The organism is Kitasatospora sp. GAS204B, assembly GCF_029892155.1.
GTDB lineage: Bacteria > Actinomycetota > Actinomycetes > Streptomycetales > Streptomycetaceae > Kitasatospora.
The window spans coordinates 103,571-126,531 of the sequence record NZ_JARZAG010000021.1 but is presented as its reverse complement, the minus strand read 5'-3'; the positions used below and the strand labels follow the sequence as shown (position 1 = coordinate 126,531).

Annotated in this window: 23 protein-coding genes and 1 pseudogene; 17 read left to right on the top strand and 7 right to left on the bottom strand. The window is 69.6% G+C overall.

Going from position 1 to position 22,961, the window contains the following annotated elements:
- The first annotated feature begins 11 nt into the window (after positions 1-11).
- From P3T41_RS26120 to P3T41_RS26080, 9 genes are all read left to right on the top strand, one after another.
- Positions 12-1,937, top strand: coding sequence for a GMC family oxidoreductase (locus tag P3T41_RS26120; protein WP_280692894.1), 1,926 nt, complete (start codon positions 12-14; stop codon positions 1,935-1,937).
- Positions 1,934-3,046, top strand: coding sequence for a ferritin-like protein (locus P3T41_RS26115; RefSeq protein WP_280692892.1), 1,113 nt, complete (start codon positions 1,934-1,936; stop codon positions 3,044-3,046). Before P3T41_RS26120 ends, P3T41_RS26115 begins: the two co-directional genes overlap by 4 nt.
- The gene (locus P3T41_RS26110) at positions 3,043-3,552 is read left to right on the top strand and encodes a hypothetical protein (RefSeq protein WP_280692891.1); all 510 of its coding nucleotides are present in this window, start codon (positions 3,043-3,045) and stop codon (positions 3,550-3,552) included. The genes P3T41_RS26115 and P3T41_RS26110 overlap by 4 nt, the downstream gene beginning before the upstream one ends.
- Positions 3,549-4,463: a myo-inosose-2 dehydratase gene (gene iolE / locus P3T41_RS26105; protein ID WP_280692889.1), complete on the top strand. Its 915-nt coding sequence runs from the start codon at positions 3,549-3,551 to the stop codon at positions 4,461-4,463. The genes P3T41_RS26110 and iolE overlap by 4 nt, the downstream gene beginning before the upstream one ends.
- Positions 4,464-4,491: 28 nt before the next feature.
- Complete coding sequence (locus P3T41_RS26100) at positions 4,492-5,493, top strand: sugar phosphate isomerase/epimerase family protein (RefSeq protein ID WP_280692887.1); 1,002 nt, start codon at positions 4,492-4,494, stop codon at positions 5,491-5,493.
- Positions 5,494-5,536: 43 nt separating this feature from the next.
- Positions 5,537-6,352, top strand: coding sequence for an MBL fold metallo-hydrolase (locus P3T41_RS26095; protein WP_280692885.1), 816 nt, complete (start codon positions 5,537-5,539; stop codon positions 6,350-6,352).
- Positions 6,352-8,025 carry a thiamine pyrophosphate-dependent enzyme gene (locus P3T41_RS26090; RefSeq protein WP_280692883.1) on the top strand — a complete coding sequence of 558 codons (1,674 nt, stop codon included), beginning with the start codon at positions 6,352-6,354 and terminating at the stop codon, positions 8,023-8,025. Before P3T41_RS26095 ends, P3T41_RS26090 begins: the two co-directional genes overlap by 1 nt.
- 43 nt (positions 8,026-8,068) lie before the next feature.
- Entirely contained in the window at positions 8,069-8,377 is a 309-nt protein-coding gene (locus P3T41_RS26085) for an EthD family reductase (protein ID WP_280692881.1), read from the top strand.
- Between the two features lie 289 nt (positions 8,378-8,666).
- The gene (locus P3T41_RS26080) at positions 8,667-9,206 is read left to right on the top strand and encodes a hypothetical protein (RefSeq protein ID WP_280692880.1); all 540 of its coding nucleotides are present in this window, start codon (positions 8,667-8,669) and stop codon (positions 9,204-9,206) included.
- Between the two features lie 101 nt (positions 9,207-9,307).
- Here the strand turns inward: P3T41_RS26080 and P3T41_RS26075 are convergent, their stop codons facing one another.
- Complete coding sequence (locus tag P3T41_RS26075) at positions 9,308-10,270, bottom strand: SDR family NAD(P)-dependent oxidoreductase (protein ID WP_280692878.1); 963 nt, start codon at positions 10,268-10,270, stop codon at positions 9,308-9,310.
- 182 nt (positions 10,271-10,452) lie between these two features.
- Between P3T41_RS26075 and P3T41_RS26070 the strand changes: the two genes are divergently transcribed.
- Complete coding sequence (locus P3T41_RS26070; RefSeq protein WP_280692876.1) at positions 10,453-11,061, top strand: TetR/AcrR family transcriptional regulator; 609 nt, start codon at positions 10,453-10,455, stop codon at positions 11,059-11,061.
- Between the two features lie 633 nt (positions 11,062-11,694).
- Here P3T41_RS26070 and P3T41_RS26065 read toward each other — a convergent pair.
- Together P3T41_RS26065 and P3T41_RS26060 are read right to left on the bottom strand one after the other, a co-directional pair.
- A pseudogene (locus P3T41_RS26065) lies at positions 11,695-12,603 on the bottom strand (transposase family protein); the annotation flags it as partial.
- 141 nt (positions 12,604-12,744) lie between these two features.
- Positions 12,745-13,275, bottom strand: coding sequence for a GNAT family N-acetyltransferase (locus P3T41_RS26060; RefSeq protein ID WP_280692874.1), 531 nt, complete (start codon positions 13,273-13,275; stop codon positions 12,745-12,747).
- A 348-nt stretch (positions 13,276-13,623) separates the two neighbouring features.
- Between P3T41_RS26060 and P3T41_RS26055 the strand changes: the two genes are divergently transcribed.
- From P3T41_RS26055 to P3T41_RS26025, 7 genes are all read left to right on the top strand, one after another.
- Entirely contained in the window at positions 13,624-14,016 is a 393-nt protein-coding gene (locus P3T41_RS26055) for an ADP-ribosylation/crystallin J1 (protein ID WP_280692873.1), read from the top strand.
- 41 nt (positions 14,017-14,057) lie between these two features.
- On the top strand, positions 14,058-14,714 hold the full coding sequence (locus tag P3T41_RS26050) for a hypothetical protein (RefSeq protein WP_280692871.1): 657 nt from the start codon (positions 14,058-14,060) through the stop codon (positions 14,712-14,714).
- A gap of 146 nt (positions 14,715-14,860) precedes the next feature.
- Positions 14,861-15,715, top strand: a complete 855-nt coding sequence (locus tag P3T41_RS26045) for an alpha/beta hydrolase (RefSeq protein ID WP_280692869.1) — start codon at positions 14,861-14,863, stop codon at positions 15,713-15,715.
- A 602-nt stretch (positions 15,716-16,317) separates the two neighbouring features.
- Positions 16,318-16,908 (top strand): hypothetical protein, encoded by a 591-nt coding sequence (locus P3T41_RS26040; RefSeq protein ID WP_280692867.1) that lies wholly within the window; start codon positions 16,318-16,320, stop codon positions 16,906-16,908.
- 677 nt (positions 16,909-17,585) lie between these two features.
- Entirely contained in the window at positions 17,586-18,737 is a 1,152-nt protein-coding gene (locus P3T41_RS26035; protein WP_280692866.1) for a cytochrome P450, read from the top strand.
- A gap of 13 nt (positions 18,738-18,750) precedes the next feature.
- A complete protein-coding gene (locus P3T41_RS26030) occupies positions 18,751-18,885 on the top strand; it encodes a hypothetical protein (RefSeq protein ID WP_280692864.1) in 135 nt (44 codons plus the stop codon).
- 177 nt (positions 18,886-19,062) lie between these two features.
- Positions 19,063-19,983, top strand: a complete 921-nt coding sequence (locus tag P3T41_RS26025; RefSeq protein WP_280692862.1) for a substrate-binding domain-containing protein — start codon at positions 19,063-19,065, stop codon at positions 19,981-19,983.
- Here the strand turns inward: P3T41_RS26025 and P3T41_RS26020 are convergent.
- From P3T41_RS26020 to P3T41_RS26005, 4 genes are read right to left on the bottom strand one after another with little or no spacing between them, the layout of a single operon-like run.
- Entirely contained in the window at positions 19,901-20,623 is a 723-nt protein-coding gene (locus tag P3T41_RS26020) for a hypothetical protein (RefSeq protein ID WP_280692861.1), read from the bottom strand. The two genes, P3T41_RS26025 and P3T41_RS26020, sit on opposite strands and share 83 nt — an antisense overlap.
- Complete coding sequence (locus P3T41_RS26015; protein ID WP_280692859.1) at positions 20,620-21,285, bottom strand: hypothetical protein; 666 nt, start codon at positions 21,283-21,285, stop codon at positions 20,620-20,622. The genes P3T41_RS26020 and P3T41_RS26015 overlap by 4 nt, the downstream gene beginning before the upstream one ends.
- On the bottom strand, positions 21,282-22,616 hold the full coding sequence (locus P3T41_RS26010; RefSeq protein WP_280692857.1) for a hypothetical protein: 1,335 nt from the start codon (positions 22,614-22,616) through the stop codon (positions 21,282-21,284). Before P3T41_RS26010 ends, P3T41_RS26015 begins: the two co-directional genes overlap by 4 nt.
- Positions 22,613-22,906 (bottom strand): hypothetical protein, encoded by a 294-nt coding sequence (locus tag P3T41_RS26005; RefSeq protein ID WP_280692855.1) that lies wholly within the window; start codon positions 22,904-22,906, stop codon positions 22,613-22,615. Before P3T41_RS26005 ends, P3T41_RS26010 begins: the two co-directional genes overlap by 4 nt.
- Positions 22,907-22,961 lie beyond the last annotated feature (55 nt).

Sequence of the window (22,961 nt, the reverse complement as noted above, 5' to 3'; positions counted from 1 at the left end):
GTAACTGCCCCATGTACGCGAAATTCCCCGACGGGGCGGCGAAGCGCACCGACCCCGCGGCGGCGGCCGAGGTTCTCTACGACGCCGTCATCGTCGGTGGCGGGATCGCCGGCGCCATCATCGCCTCGCGGCTGAGCGACGCCGGCAAGCGAGTACTGATACTCGAAGCGGGCCCGGCCGAGGACCTCACCATGCGGGGCTACGAGGCCTACCTCGACCGCTTCTACTCGGCGACCGGCAAGGACAACCAGGCCCCCTACCCGGTCGTCGCCAACGCCCCCATGCCCCGTGGCACCGACGCACGGCGCATCCTCCCGGGTGCGCCCGACGCCTCGGCCTACCTCGTCCAGAGCGGGCCCTTCGCCACCGACACCACCTACACGAGGGTCCTCGGCGGCACCACCATGCACTGGGAGGCCAAGACGCTGCGGATGCTGCCCGAGGACTTCCGGATGCGCACGCTCTACGGCGAAGGGGTCGACTGGCCGCTCGGTTACGAGGACCTCTCCCCGTACTACAACGAGGCCGAACGCGAGATCGGCGTCTCCGCCGACGTGGCGGACCAGGCCTACCTCGGGATCACCTTCGACGAGGGCTACGTGTTCCCCATGAAGGGGCTGCCGCTGTCCTACCTGGACCAGGTGGTGGCCGCGGACCTCGACGGGATGCCCGTCGAACTCGACGGGGAGAAACGAGAGTTGCGGGTCCGGCCGTTCCCCCAGGGGCGCAACGGGGTGCCGAACCCGGCCTACGACGGCGGGAAGGGCTACCTGCCGCGAGGGGCGGTGAGCACCTACCAGGTCGAGGTCGGCGGGCGGTGCCAGGGCAACAACAACTGCGTGCCCATCTGCCCGGTGCAGGCCAAGTACAACGCGGGCAAGACCCTCGCCGCGGCCCTGCGGAGCGGCCGGGTCGACCTGGTGGCCCAGGCGGTGGCCTACAAGGTGCACGTCGACGAGCGGACCCGCCGAGTGACCGAGATCGAGTACCGCCGCTACGACCGGCCCGACAGCCCCGGCTTCACCACCGTGAGGGCCCGTGGCCGGCTGTTCATCCTGGCGGCCAACGCGGTGGAGAACCCCCGGCTGATGCTGGCCTCCGGCCTGCGCGGCTCCAGCGGCCTGATGGGGCGCAACTTCATGGACCACGCCTACCTGCTGGCGTGGGCCCTGCTACCGGAGGTGGCCGGCACGTTCCGGGGCACGAACTGCACCGGCGGCATCACCGACCTGCGCGGGGGCCGCTTCCGCCGCCGCCAGGCGGCATTCAGCGTCGACATCCACAACGACGGCTGGGGCTGGGCCCGCGGGGCGCCGATGACCGACCTGATCGACCTGGTGGACGCCGGCGGCCGCTACGGCGAGTCGCTCCGCCAAGGCCTGGTGGACCGGGTGTCCCGCCAGCTGCAGTTGGCGTTCATGGTCGAGGTCCCCGCCAACCCGAGCAACCGGATCACCGTGGACCCGGCCGTCACCGACAGCCTGGGGAACATGCGGCCCATCCTCAGCTACGACATCCCCGACTACACGATGCGGGGGGTGGCGTACGCCCGGCAGCTGTCGAAGCGGATCTTCGCCCGCCTCGGGGCCGAGGACCACACCGAGTACGACCCGAACTTCTGGGGCTACGCCGTCCACGCCGGCGAGGGGTACGAGATCCGCGGGGGCAACCATCTCGCCGGCACCCACGTGATGGGCAGCGACCCGTCGACCTCGGTGGTCGACGCGGATCAGCGCAGCTGGGACCACCAGAACCTCTACCTGGTCGGCGGGGGCAGCATGCCCACCGTGGGCACCTCGAACGTGACCCTCACCATCGCCGCCCTGTGCCTGCGCAGCACTCGGGCCATGCTGGCCCAGCTCGAGTCCGAGACCGCACCGATCCACGTCAGCTCGAACGGCGCCGCCCCGGGCCGAGCTCAGGAGGCGGCCCGGTGACCGCGTCGACCATCGACAACCGTGACGACCTGATCAGCTACCTGCACTCGGCGATGGCGCTCGAGCACGCGACCATCCCCACCTACCTGACCGCGTACTACTCCATCCACTCCTCCACCAACTCCGACGCCGCCCACATCATCCGGGTGGTCGCGGTGGAGGAGATGCTGCACCTGACCCTGGTCGCCAACGTCCTGAACGCCATCGGCGGGACGCCCGACCTGACGCTCCCCGGCTTCGTGCCGAGCTACCCGGCCTACCTGCCCGACGGGGAGGACGACTTCACCGTCGACCTGCGGCCCTTCTCCCCCGAAGCGGTGGAGACGTTCTGCAAGATCGAGCGGCCGGGCAAGGCCCCCAGCGCCGGCGCACGGCTGGTGCGCACTTCGGACCGCGGCAGGCCGCTCCTGGTCTCCAGCCCGACGGCCGAGGGGATGCGCTTCTACAGCATCGGCGAGTTCTACGAGGAGATCATCGAAGGGCTCGAGAAGGTGGCGGCCGGCGACCCCGGGCTCTTCTGCGGGGATCCGGCCCGGCAGGTGGGGCCCGAGTACTTCTACTCCGGCGGCGGGGAGGTGATCACCGTCTGCGACCTGGACTCGGCCCGGCGGGCGCTGCGCCTGATCGCCGCTCAGGGCGAGGGCCTCGATTCGGGCCTGTACGACGCGGACGGCGAGCTGGCCCACTACTACCGGTTCCGGCAGTTGCAGCTCGGCCGCTACTACCAGGTGGGCGACCATCCCGACGCGCCCTCGGGGCCGCCGCTCAGCGTCAGCTGGGACGACGTGTACCAGGTGAAGGTGAGCGCCCGGCTGGCCGACTACCCGGTGGGATCGGAACTCGCCGGTGCCGCGCGGAAGTTCAACGCCGAATACGGAGCCTTCCTCGCCCTGCTCACCAAGGCGTTCAACGGGAGGCCGACACTTCTGCTGGACGCCGTCTGGTACATGTTCCGCCTGCGCGACGGGTTCAACCGGTTGGTCCGCAACCCCCTGCCGGGCAGCGGCGGCCTGCACGCCGCTCCCACCTTCGAGATCCCGACCCCGGTCGGGTCCGATCCGGCCGCAGCCCGGACCGCCGGCGGGACGACCCGGGCGGTGACCCGGTGACCGTCCAGTCGTTCGATGAGTTCCTCCTCCTGTCGGTCGACCTCACCGCCTTCGAGCAGACCGACCTGCTCGGCACGGGTCTGGCCCACCACTACCTGGCCAAGGCGCGCGCCGCCTGCGGCGACGAGGTCGTCACCGCCCTGCTGGACGCCCACCGGGCGGCCCGGGCCGACGCGGCCGACGGCGTCGGCGGCCATGACCGGGCCCTGCTCGACCGGGCCCTGCGCCACCGGATCTTCAGCGACGACCGCCTCGGCCCGGTGGCCCGCAATGTGATCAAGCTCTGGTACTCCGGGACGTGGTACGGCCTGCCGGCCGAGTGGACCGACTGCTACGGCGCCCAGCCGGCGGCCGAGACGTCCACGGTCACCGCCGCCTCCTACCAGGAGGGACTGCTGTGGCCGGCCATCGGGGCCAATCCTCCCGGTGCCAAGGCGCCCGGCTACGGCTCCTGGGCTCAGCCGCCCCGGATCGAGGACCGCTACCTGAAGGGGACAGCCAAATGACCGAACTGGGTGACCGCCTCAGCCCGGACAAGGTGAAGCTCGGCGTCTGCTGCACCCTGTGGTGGAACGACGACTTCCCCACCATCGACGCCGGCATCTCCTTCGGACAGGCCGTCAGCGAGATGGCGCTCGCCGGCTTCCAGGGCTGCAGCATCGGGCACAAGTACCCCTCGGACGCCGCCGTGCTCAGAGCCGCGCTCGATCTCCGCGGCCTGCAGGTGTCCGAGCCCTGGACGAGCACGTACTTCACGATCGGCAAGATGCGGCAGAAGACGATCACCGCCTTCGAGAAGACGCTGCTCCAGGTCAAGGCGCTGGGTGGGACCGAGTTGGTCGTGGCCGAGTTCGGAGCTTCGTCGCACCTGCTCCCCGTCGACGTGTTCGCCAACCGCCCGGTCTTCACCGACGCCCAGTGGGACGATCTGACGTCGGGCCTGGAGGAGCTCGGCAAGATCGCCAACTCGGCTGGGATGAAGCTCAGTTACCACCACCACATGGGCACGGGTGTGATGACCCGGGCCGACGTCGACCGGCTGATGGCTTCGACCGATCCGGCCCTGGTCCACCTGCTGCTCGACACCGGCCACATCGCCTTCGCCGGCGACGATCCGCTGGATCTGGCCCGGGCTCACGCCGACCGCATCGGCCACGTCCATATGAAGAGCATTCGGCCCGAGGTCGTGCGGCGGGTGCGAGGCGAAGGCCTGTCGTTCCAGGAGGGCGTCGAACTCGGCGTCTTCACCGTGCCCGGAGACGGCGCGATCGACTTCCGGCCCATCCTCGGGGTGCTGGCCGACGCCGACTACCAGGGATGGCTCGTCGTGGAAGCCGAGCAGGACCCGAAGAAGGCCGTCCCGCTCGAGTACGCCAAGAAGGCCCGCGCCTACCTCGCCGACCTCCTGGGCTGGTAGCGAACTCAGAACAGCGAGGACACCAGGAATGAACGCGGCATCCAGCCGGGACGTCTACTTCAGCTTCTTCATGTTCACGGCCGATCTGCGGCCGCAGGACTCGGACTACACCCAGGTTCTGATCAGTCATCTGCAGGCCCTGACCGACATCGGCTACGACGGCTTCGACCTGCACATCGCCTCCCAACCCGCGACCGTCGACCATCGGACCGAGGTCGAGAGCTACGTCGGTCTCAAAAAGGCGTTCGACGAGGCGGGGCTGAGGGAGGTCAAGTTCACCACCAACGTCGGGACCACCCGGACCTTCGACCCGACGTCGCCCTACGAGGAGCAGCGCAGGCAGGCCCTGTCCTACCTGAAGTCGCGGGTCGACATCACCCGGGTCCTGGGCGGCGACTCGATCATGTCGGGGCCGTTCCTCTACCCCTACGGGGTCTTCCCGGTCACGGACGCCGGTGCGCCGATCTGGAGCGACGCCCTCCAGGACTGGATGAAGTCGCGCTACCACGCGGCGCGTTCCGTCTTCGAGGAGCTCGCGGAGTACGCCGCGGCGCAGCAGGTGAAGCTCGCCATCGAGCCCGTCAAGAGCTGGGAGACACCCCCGCCCAACACGGTCTCGGAGGTGCTGGACTTCCTCGACGACCTCGGGCCCTCGTGCGGTGGCGTGACGGTCGACACCGCTCAGGTGGTGATGGAGAGCCGGGGGCCGTCGGTCTTCAAGGCCAACGTCGCCCGAGCCGCGCGGCAGGACCGGCTCTGCTACGTCCACATCTCCGCACCCGACCGAGGTGCGGTGCGGGACAGCTGGATCCCGTGGGACATCGTCCGGAAGGAGATCGAGCCGGTCTACCACGGGCCTTACCTGGTCGAGGTGTTCAACGCGATTCCGCCGTTCGACAGCTCGATGCGCATGGCGCGCCGGCGCTTCTGGCGGCCCGGTGAGGACGACCCGGTGCGCGGCGTCGACAGCGCCTACGACGTCGCCTCAGCCGCGCTGGAGGAAGTGCGGGCACAGCTCCCGTCCGCCTGACGTCGATCCATCACGGCAGAGAGGTCCCCGAATGCTGGCTCAGGTGTCGGATCCCATCATCATGGTCGTGAAGCGGGCGGGTAACGTCCGCATTCACACCTTCGTCGCGTCCTTCGCGTACAACAACATCGCGAACGCCACGCACATCATCGAAACCGAGAACCAGCTGGTGCTCGTCGACGGGCAGTTCCTGGTGCCTTATGCGAAGGCGTTCAGACAGTACGCGGACAGCCTTGGCAAGCCGATCGAGAGACTGTACCTTTCCCACCGGCACCCCGACCACTGGTTCGGCACGGGGACCGCGTTCGCCGACGTCACGATCTACGCGCTGCCCGAGACCATGAGCTTCATCGAGGAGCACGGCGAGGACTCGAGGAGCGACCACTGGAAACTCGGCGACCTCGCGCCGGACCGGATAGTCGTCCCCCAGAAACTCGCCGGCCCGGGCGAGGAGATGATCGACGGGGTCAGGTACGTCTTCGACCGGGTGACGGACACCGAGATCGACTACCACCTCACCATCAGGCTTCCCGAGCTGAGCGTGTATTTCGCCCAGGACCTGCTCTACAGCGGAACCCATCTGTATCTGACGAAGCACCTGGACCACTGGATCCGGGTTCTGCGGGACATGCTGCTGGAGGACTACGAGCTTTTCCTGCCGGGCCACGGCCTGCCGGCCGACAAGAACGAAGTCGCTCGCAACATCGAGTACCTCTCGACCGCTCGGCAGGCCATCGGCAACGGCCTGGCGGACGACGCCTTCAAGGAGTTCATGCTCCAGCGGTACCCCGAACGCAAGTGTCCGGGCATCTTCGACATCTACCTGCCCCGACTCTTCGGCGGCGCGAGCGACTACTGATGACGGGGGTCACCATGAACGAGCGCTACTCGGTGGGACAGTACCTGGTGGACCGGCTCCGCCAGCTGGGCCTGGAGCACCTGTTCTCCATCGCGGGTGACTATTCGATCGAGTGGTTGAACCGGTACGTCACACCGAGCACCATCGAGATCGTCGAAGAAGTCAACGAGGTGAACGCCGGCTACGCGGCGGACGGATACGCGAGGCTGAAGGGCATCGGGGCCCTCTGCGTCACCTACTCCGCAGGGGCGCTGTGTGCGGTGAACGCCGTCGCCGGCGCCTACGTCGAGAAGGTGCCGATCGTGCTGATCAACGGCACACCGAGCATCAAGAAGACCCTGACCTTCGAGCAGACCGGGTTCAGTGCGCACCACTTCATCAGCGGACGCGAAACGGACCTCCAGTCGTTCGAGCACATCACGGTCGCCGCCGTCCGGATCGACAGTCCCGACCTCGCACCGATGCTGATAGATTCCGCACTGACCCGGTGCATCAGTGAACGGCGCCCGGTATACCTCGAACTCCTCCAGGACATGGTCGACTTGGAGTGCGACCCGCCTCAGGGCGTGCTGAAGCCGGCCAGGATCCTGTCGGACCCGACCAGCCTGGAAGAGTCGGTCGAAAAGATCTGCGCCAAGCTCGAAAGCGCGGAGAACCCGCTGATCTGGATCGGTGTGGAGATCGACCGGCTCGGCCTCCAGGAGAAGGCCCTGCGGCTGATCCGGCAGCTGGACGTCCCCTTCGTCACGGAACTCCTCAGCAAGGCCGTCCTCTCCGAGGACGATGTGCTGTTCGCCGGAGTGCTCGACGGCCAGGCCTCCTCGGAGGCCGTCACCGAGCTGGTCGCGTCGGCCGATTTCGTCCTGGCCCTCGGCGTGTGGCTGACGGACATCAACTGCCTGGGCTGGGAGCCGGACTACGACAAGACCGCGTTCGCCTCGCTGGACGCGGTCAAGTTCGGCACCTACTTCGGCGGACAGGTCGCGCTGGAGCACCTGATCGACGGGATCCTCGCGGCGAAGCAGGTCGCGCCCAACGGGCGGCAACTGCCGACGAGGCAGACCCGGAGCACGCCGGCTGTCGCGGGGACCGAGGTGATCACGTACCAGGGGTTCTACAACTACGTGCAGCGGTACATCGACCGGAACACCATCGTCGGCAGCGACGCGAGCATGAACTACTTCGGCAGCCTGCTCCTCGATGTGCCCGCCCCGAGCGGGTTCATCGTCCAGTCGTCCTACTCGGCGATCGGTTACAGCGCGGCGGCCGCGACAGGTGTCTGCCTGGCGAAGAGACCCGACCAGCGGGTCATGGTCTTCTCGGGCGACGGCGGCTTCCAGATGACCGCCCAGTGCCTGTCGACGCAGACCCGCTTCGGACTCAATCCGATCATCTTCGTCATCGACAACGGCGTCTACGGCGTTGAGCAGTGGCTCGCCGACGCATCGGTCTTCCACACCGACAAGCCGTTCTACCGGCCCTGCGTCCTGCACCGGTGGAACTACAGCAGGCTGTCGGAGGTGTTCGGTTGCCAGGGATGGGAGGTCAGCACGTACGGGGAGCTGGGCGAGGCCGTGGCGGGTGCGCTGGAGAACTCCAGCAGCCCGTCCATCATCCAGGTCCGGGTGCCCGACAAGTCGATTCCTGACAATGCGAATTGGAAGACCCAGTAGTAGGACGAACATCGACCGCAACACCGGAGAGAGGAAAAGAACAATGCCCACGAAAATCACTGCAATCTTCGAGAACCCGCAGAACGCCGATGCCTTCGAGGCCGGTCACGACGACCAGATCGCGCTGGCGAAGAAGATTCCCGGAGTCCAGCGGGTCGAGAGCGCGAAGGTCTGGCCGAAGGAGGACGGCAGCGCGACCCCGGCCTATCGCGTGCTCGACCTGTACTTCGCCGACTACGACGCGGCCAGCCGGGCGGTGACGACCGAGGAGGCATCGGCGTTCGTCTCCAAGGTCTTCGAGCTGGCGACCGGCGGTGTGCGGCTCCTCTTCACAGACGTCGAGGAGGTCTGAGCGCAGACGCTGTCGTCGCCTCGCGTCGTCGCCTCGCGAGGCTGAGCGCTGCCCATGAGTTTCCGGCAGCGTGGTTCGGCGCCCGTACCAGGCCTTCGGCCAGGTACGGGCGTTCGGTTTTCAACCCTGAAGACGGGGCGAGCACGTCGAGGTCGGTGCCATCGAGGTTTGAGCGGTGCCGTCACCCCAAAGGGTTCTCCATCAGGATTCGCCGGACCCCATCCGGTCGCCGGTCTACTCTACGAACAGGCCGCCCGCTGCCCACTGCGGGCGTTTGAGGAGGAGACCCGTGTCATCGCCCTGTGACCCCGAATACGCTTCCGTCGGCGATGTGAGCGGAGCGCTCATGGTGATCGACTCCCGACTCAAATCCATCTACGACGGCACGGGTGAGACGGACCCCGAACGGCAGCAGCTGCTGGACCAGTTCACCGCGTCCTTGGGCCCCACGGAGGCCAATGCGCTGCTGGACGGCGCGTGCACGCTCATCTACATGTTCATGACCTGGCTCCGGAAGGCCTGCGAGGAGCACGAAAAGGACGTCATCGAGTACGTGGTGCCCACCGTCGTGGCCACGATGCGGATGATGCCCAAGACCTTCCGCCCCGAGGTCATCCCCACCATGGCCGGCCTGCTCATCGCCGCTGGCACCGACCTGAGCCCCAACCTGTGGCGCGCGCAGTACGGTTACTGGACCGAGGCCGAGATGAATCCGCTGGAGGCCACGGCCGTCCTGCTCGCGGATCAGATCAACCGGATGTCCGGCGACGACCACGACTTCGCCACCCGCCTGATCACCGGGGCCCTGTCGATGTCCGACCAGGACTGAGGTGCGGCGGCTCGCCTGGCTCCCCATGAGCCGGCGACCCGTCAGTCAGCGATCCATCAGCCGGCGATCCGTCAGCCGACGACCCATCAGCCGGCGATCCGTCAGTCGCGCGAACCCAGCGTGTCCTGCGACACCCGCCAGAGCAGCGCGGCCGCCTCAGGATCGAGAGCGTACTCCGCGACGCCGTTGCGAGCGCCGAGCTGGCCGCGGACGGCCTCGTTGCAGTCCTCGAAGTAGCGTCCGGTGACGCCCTCCACGAGGGGCGAGGCGGCGAGCAGCACGGAGGTCGCGGCGCCCTGCTCGGTCGTCTTCCACTTCAGCTCCGCGCCGCCCGCGGCCTGGCTGCGCAGCCGGGCGAGTTCTTCCTCGGAGACGTAGCGCTGGAGGTTGGTGCGGATCCCGCCGGGCATCAGGGCGTTGACGGTGATGTGGTCCGCGGCCCAGCGCTTGGCGGCCTCGACCGCGAACAGCACGTTGGCGGTCTTGGACTGGCCGTAGGCGGACCAGGGCTCGTAGGGGCGCTCACGGAAGTGGATGTCCTCGAAGACGACCGGCGAGCGGTGGTGGGCGCTGGAGCTCACGGCCACGACGCGGGCGCCATCGGCCTGCGCGAGCGCTCCGTGCAGTCCGGTGGCCAGCGCGAAGTGCCCCAAGTGGTTGGTGGCGAACTGGAGTTCCCAGCCCTCCGGCGTGCGGAGTTCCGGGGAGGCCATCACCCCGGCGTTGTTGACCAGGATGTCCAGCGGTCCGCCCCAGGCGGCGACGAACGCCGCGACGGAGGACTGGTCGGCCAGGTCCAGGGGCGCGATGTGGACGTCCCGGTTGTCGGTCGTCGCGCTGATGTCCGCGGCGGCACGGGCTCCCGCGGTCAGGTCCCGGACCGCGAGGGTGACCTGCGCGCCGGCCGAGGCGAGGGCACGCGCGGTTTCGACGCCGATCCCGGAGGCCCCGCCGGTGACGACGGCGCGACGGCCGGTCAGGTCGACGCCCGAGATGACCTCGGCAGCCGTGGACTCGGCGCCGAAGGGAGTGGTGATGCGTGGGGTGGGGGTGCTGGCGGTCATGGTCGCTTCCCGTCTGGCTGAGGGCCTGGAGCTGGGGTGCGGGGGGCCTGTAGAGTGGAAACCGGAGGCCCCTCCGTATATCTCGAGACTAAGCGGAGGATGCTCCGTTTGCAAGCAGGGCTCCGACCGTGAAACCGAGCCACCATCTCCGGCCGTACGCCGGACCAGAAGGAGGAACCCCCGTGGCCGCCGCCGAACCCAGGCCGCTGCGCGCCGACGCGCGGCGCAACCGCGACCGACTGCTCGAAGTGGCCGTCCAGGCCTTCTCCCAGGACGGGCCCGAGGTGACGCTCGACGCGATCGCCAAGCAGGCCGGCGTCGGGATCGGCACCCTCTACCGCCACTTCGCCACCCGCGAGGAACTGGTCGAAGCGGCCTACCGCAGCGAACTCGTGCACCTCTGCGACGCCGCCGGAGAGCTCCTGGCGACCCGGGCACCGGACGAGGCGCTGCGCGCCTGGATGGACGGCTTCATCCAGTACATGACGGCCAAGCGCGGCATGGCCGACGCCCTGCGCGCCCTGATCGCCTCCGGCGGCGACCCCTTCTCCCACAGCCGGACGATGCTGACTGCCGCGATAACCGAACTGCTGCAGGCCGGCGCGGCCGCGGGCGTGGTGCGCTCCGACGCGGAGCCGGACGACGTGCTGTTCAGCCTGAGCGGCCTGTCACTCGCCGCCGCGACACCGGAGCACCAGGCCCGGATGGGGCGCCTCCTCGACCTCCTCATGGACGGCCTCCGCCACCGCGCCGCAGCCGCCGAGCCCGGGAGCGGAGCACCGAGCCGCTGAACCGCTGAACCGCTGAACCGCGGACCCGTGGAACACGGAGCGCTGCGCTCCCGGCCGCCGTGCGGTTACTGCAAGCCGTTCCGGAACACCCCAACTTCCCACGCCAGAAAGCCCTGCGGTAGGCCGACGACCCCAATCCCGACATGCGCGCACTCGCCCTCGAAGACCCCGCAGCCACCGCCGAACTCGTCGAGAAGTTCAGCCGCGACCCCGATCGCGGCGTGCGCTCGCGGGCCCTGCGCGACCCACGGCTGTCACCGGCATCCGTCATCCGCCTGCTGGACGACCCCGACCGGGTCATCAGAGAAGCAGCGGCCCGCAACCCACGCCTGACCACACGCGCGCTGACCACGCTGCTCCACGACGCCACCGCCGCAGCCTCGGCTGCCGCGAACCCGGCCATCCCGGAGCACGTGATGCACCACCTCCTGCACCGGCAGCCACTGCGCACGAGCTGACCGGACGGGACCGGACGGCGGCAGCGATGCATGCCTGTGGCGAGTTACGACTTGGTCCGCGATTGAGGTCTGGGTGTGCTGGCCACTCGGGTCGACTGGTGGGTGAGCAGTAGGCCGCCTGTCGGGCGAGCACGAGTTCGGTGCTTGGCTTGCTGCGGGTCGGCCGGCGGGCTGCGCGGTCGGAGACCAGCGAGGCGATCGCGAGGTGGGTCTCGGCGTAGTCCTCGCGTCGGCCGGTGTAGCGCTGGAGCGGGCGCCACTGCCGCAGCTCGGCGTTGGCGTGCTCGACGCAGATCCGCTCCGAGGACTGTCGCCGTCGCATCTCCCGCCACGCATACTGCTCGCCGAGCGGCGCCTCGTCCTTCGGCTTCTTCGGTGGGGCGCTGACCTGGTCGGGGAACTCGTTGGCCAGGCCCCGGTAGCCCTCGTCGACCTCGGCTGTCACCTTCGGACGGGACCGGAGCTGCTCGGCGATGCCCTCGGTACGCATCGCGGTCTGGTCGTGCATGCGGCCGGGCCGGTCGGCGCCCGACCACAGCAGGCGGCCCTGGCCGTCGCTGATGGTGGTGGTCTTGATGGTGTTCTGCTTCTTCTTGCCGGAGACGAAGGCCCGTCGTCCAGGTCGGTTCGCCTTGGGGCGGCGGACCTGGGTCTCGGCGCCGTCGATCCGCAGCCGGATCCCTTCGGCCTCCGCATAGGCGAACACGTCCGCCAGGGTCCGCAGCCGGACGCCGGGGCGGTCGGGGACGGCGAAGCCGCGTGCTGCCAGCAGCGGCCGGATCTCGCCGATGGCCCGGGAGACCGTGGAGCGGGCCGTGCCGTACAGCTCGGCCAGCGCGGCGTGCGGGAGCCCGGTGCGCAGGTGGACCAGGGTGACCAGCAGCCGGGAGGTGAAGACCAGGTCGTGCTTGGGCCCGGCACCGGCCTCTCGCTGCCGCTCGGCACCACGCCGCTCGTACAGCGCCGACTCGCACCGGGCGAGCCACGGGTCGGCCAACTCTTCGATCAAATCGCCGAGATGTGTACGGGAGACGCCGCAGAAGGCAGGATGGGTCAAGGCCGCACGGGCCCACTTCTTGGTCACACTCGAAGAACCCGTGCGGCCACCGTCAGGTCACGGCTGCCCCGCCGATCACCAATGGGTGTCGTTCTTCTGCAGAGCTGTCTGAGCTGGGAACGTCGCTGCTGAAGAGCTAACGCAGCCAGCGCAGCACCGGCCCGAGCATCAGGGCCTCAGCAGTCCGCCCACCCACCAGTCGTGCGGCTTGCCGTCGTTGGCAATGCCGCGATTGCGCAGTGTCCCTTCGACCGTGAAGCCGAGTCTCTCGGCGACGGCACGCGAGCCGGTGTTCCCGGCCATGGCCCACCACTCGATGCGGTGCACGTCGAGCGTGGCCCAGCCCCAGTCGCACAGGGCTCGAGCGGCCTCCACCGAAAAGCCCTGGCCGCGCTGCTCCTTGACCGCCCAGTAACCGAGCTCCCAGACGCCGCGGCTGAGGAGGGTCAGGCAGTACGAGCCGACCAGGGCGCCGCTGTCCTTGCGGAACGCGCCGAGGGTGTAGTCCCTGTCCTCGGCCCACTGAGCGGGCAGCTTCTCGCCGACGAGCTTCTCCGCGTCCGCACGCCGGTACGGCACCGGCACCGGGGTGTAGAACTGGATGTCCTCGTCCTGGCAGGCTTCGTACACCGCATCCACGTCGGCGGATGTGAAGGCCCGCAGCACCAAACGGTCGGTCTCAAGAGTCACCGGATCCATTGCGGCAGTATGAACACCACCGACAACTGGCGACCAGCGAATTTCCGCGTACCGCCGACACCATCGGGCCCTCGGCTAACCCAGTGGTCGTCGCAACACCCTGTCCCCGAGAAGGAGCTACGCCTGCACCCATCACCAATCGTGGACCGAGCCGTTAGTCCGAATCGGGCTCAGCTGCCACGCTGTTAGGGGGCGAGGCCTTCCACCGAAATCTTCCGGCTCCTCACCGAGCGGGGGTACCAACTGCCCAGGAGCTGCGAAAACCCGTCGCCGGCCAGGAACCGGGATCCATAAGGTGGCACGGATAACCGAGTTCCCCAGGGCACCGCTGGAGAAGGGCCACAGTAAATGGAGACCAGGCACGCGGACGCGTCCGTCGTGACGTTGTGGCGTCCGACAGGGCCAGAGGAGTTGGCGCTGGTGCAGGCGTCCGGGTGGCGTGCGTGGCCGCCCAGGCTGCCCGAGCAGCCGATCTTCTATCCCGTACTCAACGAGGATTACGCGATCCGCATCGCGCACGGCTGGAACGTACCCGCCCACGGCGTCGGCTACGTGACACGCTTCCAGGTGGACGCGAACTTCGTCGCGCGCTACCCCGTCCAGCAGGCGGGCGGCGAGACGATCCTCGAACTGTGGATACCAGCCGAGGAACTGGAGGAGTTCAACCGGCACATCATCGGCAAGATCGAGGTCGTCCACGAGTTCCGGGCCACGAGCGTGTCCGGGGAGGCGGCTAGGTGACCGTCTTCGTCTGCCGCGCATGCGGACTGCCTGGTGTCACCATGCCCCGCGGCACCTACGCCGCCGAGCCCGACGCCCCGGCGAACGTCTACGTCCCCGGCGGGCCCCACCACACGTTCGTGCTCCACCCCGAGGACGACCGCCACGACGGGAGGACAGCCGTGAGTCGCCGGAGCCGGGAGATCGGAGGCCGACTGTCGGTGCGGGTGCTTGTCGGGCTGGGCCTGGTGGCTGCGTTGAGCGGCTGTGGTCAGGGCGGAACGGCCAAACCGAAGCTGACGGCGGCTCAGGCACGGGCACGCAGTGCCGCCGTGGCCCAGGAGGTGATCGCCTCGCTGCCGGTGAAGCCGCAGACGGTGCAGACTCTCGCGACTTCGTCGTCGCCGTGCCTCGTCGACCCGAACGCCCAGCCGGACGGCACCGTGCAGTACGGGACCGGCTACAACCTGGTCGGGCTCACGGTCGACGCGCAGACCCTTGCGGCTGTCCGGAAGGAACTGGACGCGAAGCACTACCGGTTCGTCTACGCATCGGCGAGCACGCTCCAGACGCACTCCCCCGACGACTCCACCAACGTGACGATGGACCGGGCAGCCGACAGCACCGCGCCGCTCAACTTCACCGTCACCTCCTCCTGCGTGTGGCCGGACGAGTCGCCCACCCCGTCCGCGAGCCCGACCCGGGCCGAGATTCCCTGACCGAGATTCCCTGACCGGGCCTCGGTGCGGCCGGCCGTCCCGGAGTACTGGCTCTTCGCAGGTGAGGGTGGAGCGCCGGACGTCGGGCGGCGTCGCCGGTGCAGGGTAGCGTGGCCACGGTCACGCACCTGCCCGGGAGGTTGACGATGCACTCGACGGTCCATTCGTTCCGCACACCCGGAGGCGTCACGCTCGGGGTCGAGCACTTCGGCGATGCGGCGGCGCCGCTCATGCTGCTCGCGGGCGGCACGACCATGCTGTCGTGGCCCGACGCGCTCTGCGAGGCGCTCGCGCGCGGCGGACGTCACGTCGTGCGCTACGACCTGCGCGACTCCGGCGCGTCGACGACCGTCGACCCCGAGGCGCCCGCGTACACGCTCCGGGATCTCGCCGACGACGCGGCCGCGCTCGCCCGCGGACTCGCCGACCGGCCGGCGCACCTGGCGGGCATCGGCGTCGGTGGGATGGTCGCCCAGGTCGCCGCGCTCGACCATCCGGACGTGTTCTCGGCGCTCACCCTCGCCGGGACGCGGCCCGTCGCCCCCGGCCCGGTCGACGACGATCTGCCCGACCACGACATGGCGGCCATGAAGCGGCGGTTCGCGCTCCCGACGCCCGACTGGTCCGACCGCGCTGCCGTGGCGGAGTTCGCCGCCGCCAGGGCGGAGATCCTCGGCGACGATCCCGCTGCGGCACGCGCGACCGCCGAGCGCGTCTTCGACCGCACGCCGGGCACGGAGCCCGCGGTCCAGATGGCCAACCAGCTGGGCATGGTGTTCTCCAAGCTCGACTGCGAGCCGCGGTGGCGCGAGCGCCTGCCCGAGTTCGCGATGCCGGCGCTCGTGGTGCACGGTCGTCACAACCGGTTCTTCCCGGTCGGCAACGGCGAGGCGCTCGCGCGCGAGATCCCCGGTGCGCGGCTGCTGGTGCTCGAACAGGCCGCGACCGTGATCCCCGACGCGGCCGCCGATGAAGTCGCCGCGGCGATGCTCGCGCTGTAGCCGGGTGGTGCCGATGTCGGTCAGTGGGTGCGGGCGATCAGTGAGCGGGCGGCGGTGGTTGACGGAGTCCGTGGGCGGCGGCACGACGGACTGCGTGGCCTACGCCGAACCTCCCGCGACCGTCCCCAGCACGGTCTCCCGTCGGAGGCAAAGGGACTAGCGTCTCAGGCCGTTGTCGCAGCCCGATCGCCTCGGGCGAGGTTGCTGGGGAACGGTCGCTCAGGGCGTGGAAGGCCGCGATGACAGCCCATAGGAACGTCAAGCGCCAGGTGCGCGCCCGCGCCGCCAAGACCGGCGAGTCCTACACGTCCGCCCTCCGGTACTTCCGTCCGACTCCATCAGGAGACGTCATGTCGGAAGCAGGGAACTCCAAGAGCGTGCGGCTTGCCGTCGCGCAGACCCCCGTCCGCGAGGACCCCCCGAGACGGTGACGCGCTGCGCGAACCGTCGCCGCGTCAGATGACCGGCAGTCAACTCGTGTCCCCACCAGCCTATACACTTCCGGCCGAACGACCGCCTGGCAGCTGATGCCCACGGTCCGTTCCGGTTTCGGTTCACCTGGCCGGCGGCGCCGGCCTCTGTACGGGGGTTTCATCATTTCCATGCGCCATGTCCTCAGCGCTGCCCTGCTCGTCTCCGCCGCGCTCGCGCTGACCGCCTGCGGCCCGGACGACACGACCACCGCCAACGCAGGCGCGTCGAGCCCGGCCGCGGCGAGCAAGCCGGCCGCCGCTCCGACCTCCGGTGCCGGCAAGTCCGCGGCCCCCACGAGCAGCAAGGGTGGTGGCAAGGGTGACTGCCCAACGCTCGCCCCGGGGCACAAGTACATCTGGGTCGACCATCTCGAAGGAGCCATGAACAACGTGGTCGCCGCGGACGCGCAGGCACACTGCGACCCGACGATGAACGAGGGTGCCGCCTACTCGCACGGTGACACTCTGAAGACCTACGGCCTTTCCCTGGACGCGAAGATCACCATCATCGCCAAGGACGGCCCGAAGACCGTCGTCGCCAAGAACGGCGACCGCTACACCGGAATCGCCCACGTCAAGGCATGCGCCGACCCGAACGGCGGCCAGCTCGACGGCGCGAAGCTGCCGACCGGCTACTTCTGCGCGGGCCAGAACTTCTTCGACGTCGTGATCGACTCGCACAACACCGTCACCGAGATGACGGAGGTGTACGGCTCCTGATCCCGGCAGTCCGCCCGGTGCTCGGCCTGCCCGCAGAGGGCGGCCGGGCCGAGCGCCGAGGGGGGACAGCCTCGTCTGGTGGGTGGACTGTGCGATCGCGCACATGTTGAGGTGTCACCTATTCACCACGTGGTGCTGAAAGCAGCGCTCGGACTCCCCCAGCTCTCCTGCTCGCGAGAGCAGACGTGTGAGCTTGGCGGTTCAGCTCGCCACCTACGCCCGCGATGATGACAGCACCCCTTTGATACGACCGCCGGAATCCGGCGGGCCATCATGCAGGATCGAGATCAACAGCCGAGCTCAGACGAGCATTGACACGCCGTCAGTAGAGCCGGATCATTGTGATCAATCCTCCACTTGGCTTACATCCAGCATCAATTGGCTGGCCGGAGCCCCTCTAACTCAGCACTGCTTCGAGCATGGCTCGCCGGAACTCGAGGGCGACGCAGCGGAAGGTGGTTGTTCCCGTGGCTGACAGCGTGGCTGACCGCACGGCTGACAACTCCCTCCGCAACGGCCCTGCCGCAGGAGTGGCCGACGGGCAGCCCACGGTCTCCTCGCCGAACTGCCCGGTGACCGGGCAGTTCGCAGCGGCAGGTCGGCCAGGCGCGGGGATGCACTTCAGCGATTCGTTGGACTGCTGGGTGGTCGAGGGGTACGCGGAGGCAGTGGCGGTCATGCGCAGCGGCGCGCTGGAGGTTCCGCTCCTTCCGCTGCCCCGTGGCCTTGGGAGCGTGGCAGAGCGTACGGCGCTGGAACCACTGTGGGAGCAGGCCAGGCACATCCCGCTCTACAACAGCGGGCAGGCCCATCGCCGGCTACGGCATGAGCTGCGTGATGCCTTCACCCGGGAGTCCGTCGAAGCCTGGCGCCCCTCCATCCGCAAGGTGGCTGAGGAGTCGTTCACCGGCTGCCTGCCCGCCGGGCGGGCGGAGGTCATCGAGGACATCGGCAAGCCGGTCCTCCGCGAGGTGATGGCCGAGGTCGTGGGCATCCCACCGGACGCACGTGCCGAGTTCGGCCGGTGGGCGGATGTCACGGTCAGGGCAGGCGCTTTCGGAACGCCGCAGTGGTCGGACGGCCTGCTGGCCGAAGTCGTGGCGGCCGTCACCTCGATCGACCGCCTCATCGGCGAGGTGGTGGCGGATGCCCGCGCGGTGCCCGCCGGGAGCGTGCTGGCCCGTGCGCTGGAGCGCCGCAGACACGGCGAGGGGCTCTCCGAGCAGGAGATCTCAGCCAATGCCCGCGCGCTCTACACGGCCGGCGTCTACACGACCACCCACCTCATCGCCGCCGCGGCGTACTACCTGTTCCGCGACGCCACCGTCCTGGAACAGGCTCGCCAGGACGGGCGGGAGCTCGCGAAGGTGGTGCGGGAGACCCTGCGCTTCGCGTGTCCCGCGGTGGAGACGGCTCTTCGGCGCGCGACCCGGGATGTCGTGATCAACGGCGAGACCATTCGGCGCGGCCAGTTCGTGCGCACCGTGGTCCTGCGTGCCAGCCGTGATCCCAGGCGCTTTCCGGAGCCCGACGTTTTCGACCACGAACGTCCCCGCCAGGGAAGAGAACTGGTCTTCGGAGTCGGCTCGCACATCTGCCTCGGCAACCATCTGGCCACCGCCATCACCGAGGAGATCTGCGGCGTCCTGGCCGCCCCGGAGTTCCACGCGCGCCTGGCCGAACCGCACCCGGTGTTCCGCCGCCGCCCAGCCGTACCCGTGATGTGGGGACCGGAGTGGGTGCACCTGGAACTGGCCCCTGACCATCACTCCGCCGTCGGCAATCGACGCGCGATTGATGAATCCGCACCAGCAGACACCCGAGAGTAGAGGAGAGCCCGACATGTTCACCGACATCGACCCCTCAGCCCTGCCCAGCGCCGAGGAACTGCTCACCGAGGACGCGGCCACCGCGCCGCTCGCGCAGATCACCCAGGAGGTCCTGCAGAGCGTCTCCTACCGGACGCACGAGGAGTAGGTCCAACGCAAAGCCGCCGCGCTGGTGAGTCCCGGCGCGGCGGCGCGGCGGGACCCAGGCGCACCAGGACCAGGCGCACCGGGACCAGGCACGCCGGAACCAGGCGCGCCGGGAACCTCGCGCGGGCACAGAGCATGACTCACCGTCACCGGTCCGAGACCAGGGAGATCGACCACCATGCGCGTCCTGTACGTCAGTCCGATGGAGTACGGCGCGAACCCGGCCGTCGACGCGGTCGGCCAGGGTCTGCAGAGCCGGCTCGCCGAGCACGGCATCGAACTGCGGGTGATCTGCGCCGACTTCCGCGACAAGGACTGGCCGGGCACAGCCGACGCCGCGATGCTGGCCGGGGTCGACGCGGGGGTGGACGCGATGGTGGTCTGGGTGGTCACCCCCGACTCCGCAGCAGTGGGGGCGGCGGCCGCGATGCGGCAGGGCATCCCCGTCATCACCTTGGAGCGCCCGCACTATCCCGTTTCCGCGTCCATCGTCTATCCCAACTTCAACCACGGCGTCTACATGGCCGAGCATCTCGCCACCCTGCTGCCGACCGGAGCGGACGTAGCCATGATCGGCGGCCCCGGCTCCGTGGACGACGACGAGTTGGTCCTGGGCCTCCAGCGCGGACTGCGCCTGGCGGGCCTGCACCTGGTGAACGATCCCGAGGACGCCCGGTACAAGAACGTCACCGACGTGGCCGAGGGCGGCCGGCAGAAGGCACTCAACGTGCTGGCCGACTTCCCCCGACTCGACGGACTCATCCCGTACAACGACGAGACCATGCTGGGCGCCGTCGCGGCCCTCAGGGAGACCGGACGGCTGGGCGAAGTGGCCATGGTGTCCCGCAACGGGACGCCCGCGGCCGTGCAGGCAGTCCGGGACGGCCTGAGCGCCGGTACGTGGGATGTCGACGTCACCGGCAACGGCCAACAGCTCGCCGATCTGGTGATCCGCGCCGCCGTGCGGCAGGAGGACCTCGGCGGGCTGTGCATCGCGGGCCCGATCGGACACATGATCACGCCGGAGCGGACGGCTCACTGGGAGCCGTGGGAGCGTCGTATCCCCTACCAGGCCTTCCGGCTGGGCCTGGAGCTGTAGTTCGACGGGGGTGTTCCCGTTCGCGGTGCCCGTACCAGCCGGCCCACCCCACCGCGCCCAGCAGTAGCGCGGCGAAGCCGATCGACCAGCCGGCGTCCCTGGCCGGGTGGATGTCGCCGGGGCGGCGGGGGCCGACCACCCCGTCCGGGTCGAAGACCACGCGGACGGTGTCACCCGGGTGCAACCGGTTGTCGCGGTCCAGCAGGCGCGGGCCCGGGACCGGAGCGCCGTCGGGACGGCGCAGTGTGGAGTACCAACGCTGGTCCCGGTCGACCACGGTGTGCTCCACGGAGACCACCACGGCGTCGGTGGTGCGGCCGTGCAGGACGAGCGGGAGTTGCACGGCGGCGGAGGCCCCGGGGAGCCAGGCGAGGCCGGCCAGCACCCACACCGCGACCGCCGCCTGGCAGCCGATGTCGATGCCGGCCACGAAGAGGAAGACGACGGCGGTCACCAGCGCGTAGCAGAACGCCAGGCCGGTCAGCGCCCAGGCGTTCAGGTACACCTCGCCGAGGATCAGCCCGAACAGGCCGCCGAGCGAGAGCAGCCCCGCCCCGGCGGTGTAGAGGACCGTCAGCCATCCGCTGCGCACCGCCCGGCGCGGCACCGCTGCGGTCTCGGCCACCGTCTGCGTGCTCACCCGAAGGCCTCCCGGATCCGGTCGCTCACACCGCCGCCGACCGCCTGCTCCTGCGGCGGGTAGAACGAGAGCCCGCTCAGTGCCGCCGCGACGAGCGGCAGCCACTCCTCCCAGTACCCGAGATCCTCGGTGCTGAAGACCGCCGCGACCAGGTGCCGCGCGCCCGGGTGGGCGAGCAGCGCCTGGATCTGACGCACCGTCGCCGTGCCGTCCTCGGCGATGCCGAAGGTCCGGCCGGGCACCGGCACCACGCTGTCCTCGGTGGTCACCAGCGCCCGACCGCAGGGCAGGCCGAGCACTCCGACCTCGGCCTGCGGGCGGGCGGCGGCCAGTGGACCGGCGTTGCGCTGGGCGAAGGTGAGCGGCTCGCCGACCGCCTCGGCACGCACGTAGAGCTGGAACAGGCCGTGGATCGCCCGGCCGTCCTCGGCGTGGTAGCGGCAACTCGCCCCGTAGACCAGGCCCTGCGCCAACTGCTCCCGCAGCCCGGCCTCGCCGCTCAGCGCGGCGCTGAGTTTCTGCTCGGCCGTGGCCTGCGGGTAGAAGGCGTCCAGCCCCTCCAGCACCTGGGTGGTCCGCTCCGCCGGGTCGGCGTCCAGCGGCAGTTCGGTGAAGCCGATCGGTGCCTCGAACCAGAGCGTCGGCGCGGGGCCGGCGTTCACCGGCCCATCCAGACGCCGATGCCCACCAGGTTGCCGAGGGTCAGCAGCGTGCCGACGGTGCCCTGGACCCGCTTCGTCTTGATCCCGGAGGCACTGCCGATGCCGCCGATCGCGTTGCCCGCGCCGGTGGTGTAGTTGACGCCGTTGGCCAGGCCCGGGCCCTGGTTGTCCACGCCGAGCGAGTAGATGGTCGGCACGGTCAGCCCGGTGGTGATGCCCGCCTGCACGCGGTCGGCGATGTCCCATGCCTTCTCCGGGGCGACGCCCATCTTCACCGCGGCCCACTCGGCGGGCTTGCTGAGCAACGGGGTCGCCGGGTCGATGCCACGGGCCAGCGCGTTGGCCTCCTTGGCTCCGGTCTTGAGCCCGACCTTGGCCGCGCCCAGCAGACCGTCCGCCGCCCGCGCACCCTCCGCGGCCTTCAGGCCCACCCGCGACCCCTTCACCGCAATGCCGACCCCGGGCACCGCGCCGAGCAGGTCGCCGGCGAGGGTGAGGTCATTGCCGATGTTCTTGGCGTTCGGGGGCCACAGCCCGCTCAGTCCGTACTGACGGGCGTGCGCACCGGCCGCGAGCACGCTGAGCCCGATCGCGACGATGGCGAGCGCCGGGCAGAAGATCGCCACCACTCCGGTCAGCGCGGCGGCCACGCTCAGCAGGTCGGCTCCGTGCTGGTTGAGCCAGTGCCCGATCCGCTGGAACAGCCCGGGCTCCGGCGGGGCCTTGCTGTCGGCCGCCGACCTGATGCGGGCGGCCGCGTTCCGGGCGTCCGCCTCGTGTGCGCCGCCCAGGTCGTGACCCTGCCCGACGTAGTAGTCGACGGTCTCGGAGGCGCTCTGGATCTTCGCCGAGGCGGCGTCGAGCTGCGCCTTGGCGGCGTTGTACCGATTCTGGGCGGCGGTCTGCGAGGCCTGGTCCGGGAACCGCTGACCGGCGAGTTGCAGGTCGGGCGCGGCCGCCGCGCCCTGATGCTCCGTCTCGGCCTCGGCCAGTGTGCTGCGGGCGGCCGCCGCCTGGTCGTCCAGCGAGGCCGCGCGCGGCTGGTTCGCCGCCAGCGACTGGTACCACTTGTCGAGTTCCTGGTACGCCTCGGTGATGGAGTCGGACGCGTCCTGGAGGTAGCCGGGCAGCTTGCCGAGGTGGCCCCCGAACGCCTGGGCCGCCTGCCCGGTCCACTCGTCCTGCCCTGCCGCGATCCTGGTCAAGGTGGCGTGCACGGAGACCAGGTGGCCGGCCACCTGGCGCAGGTTGCTGCTGAGTCCGGTCACCACGCCCTGGTCGCCGGGCGCCGGGTTGAAGCCCAGGCCGGCCCAGCTCCGCTGCTCGCTCACGAGGTGCCCGCCCCGAATTCGGTGGCCAGGCCCTGCTCGGTCTGCGCGTAGTTCTGCTGCGCCTGGTCCAGCCCTTCGTGCAGCGTCTTGACGCACTCCTGGACCTTCTTGAGGCCGTACTCCCACTTGTCCTGGAAGTGCTTGCACGAGCCGTCCAGGAAGTCGAACCCGAGCCCGGCGGCGCCTGCGTCGTGCAGGGCTTTCAGCCCGTGGTCGAGCTCGTCGGCGCAACCCTGCAAGTCCTTCGACAGCTGGGCAAGCGCGTTCACGTCAACTGTGAAATCCGACATCGTTCCCCCTTGTCACCGCGCAATGCGATGGCCATCGCACGACTTTAACGCAGCG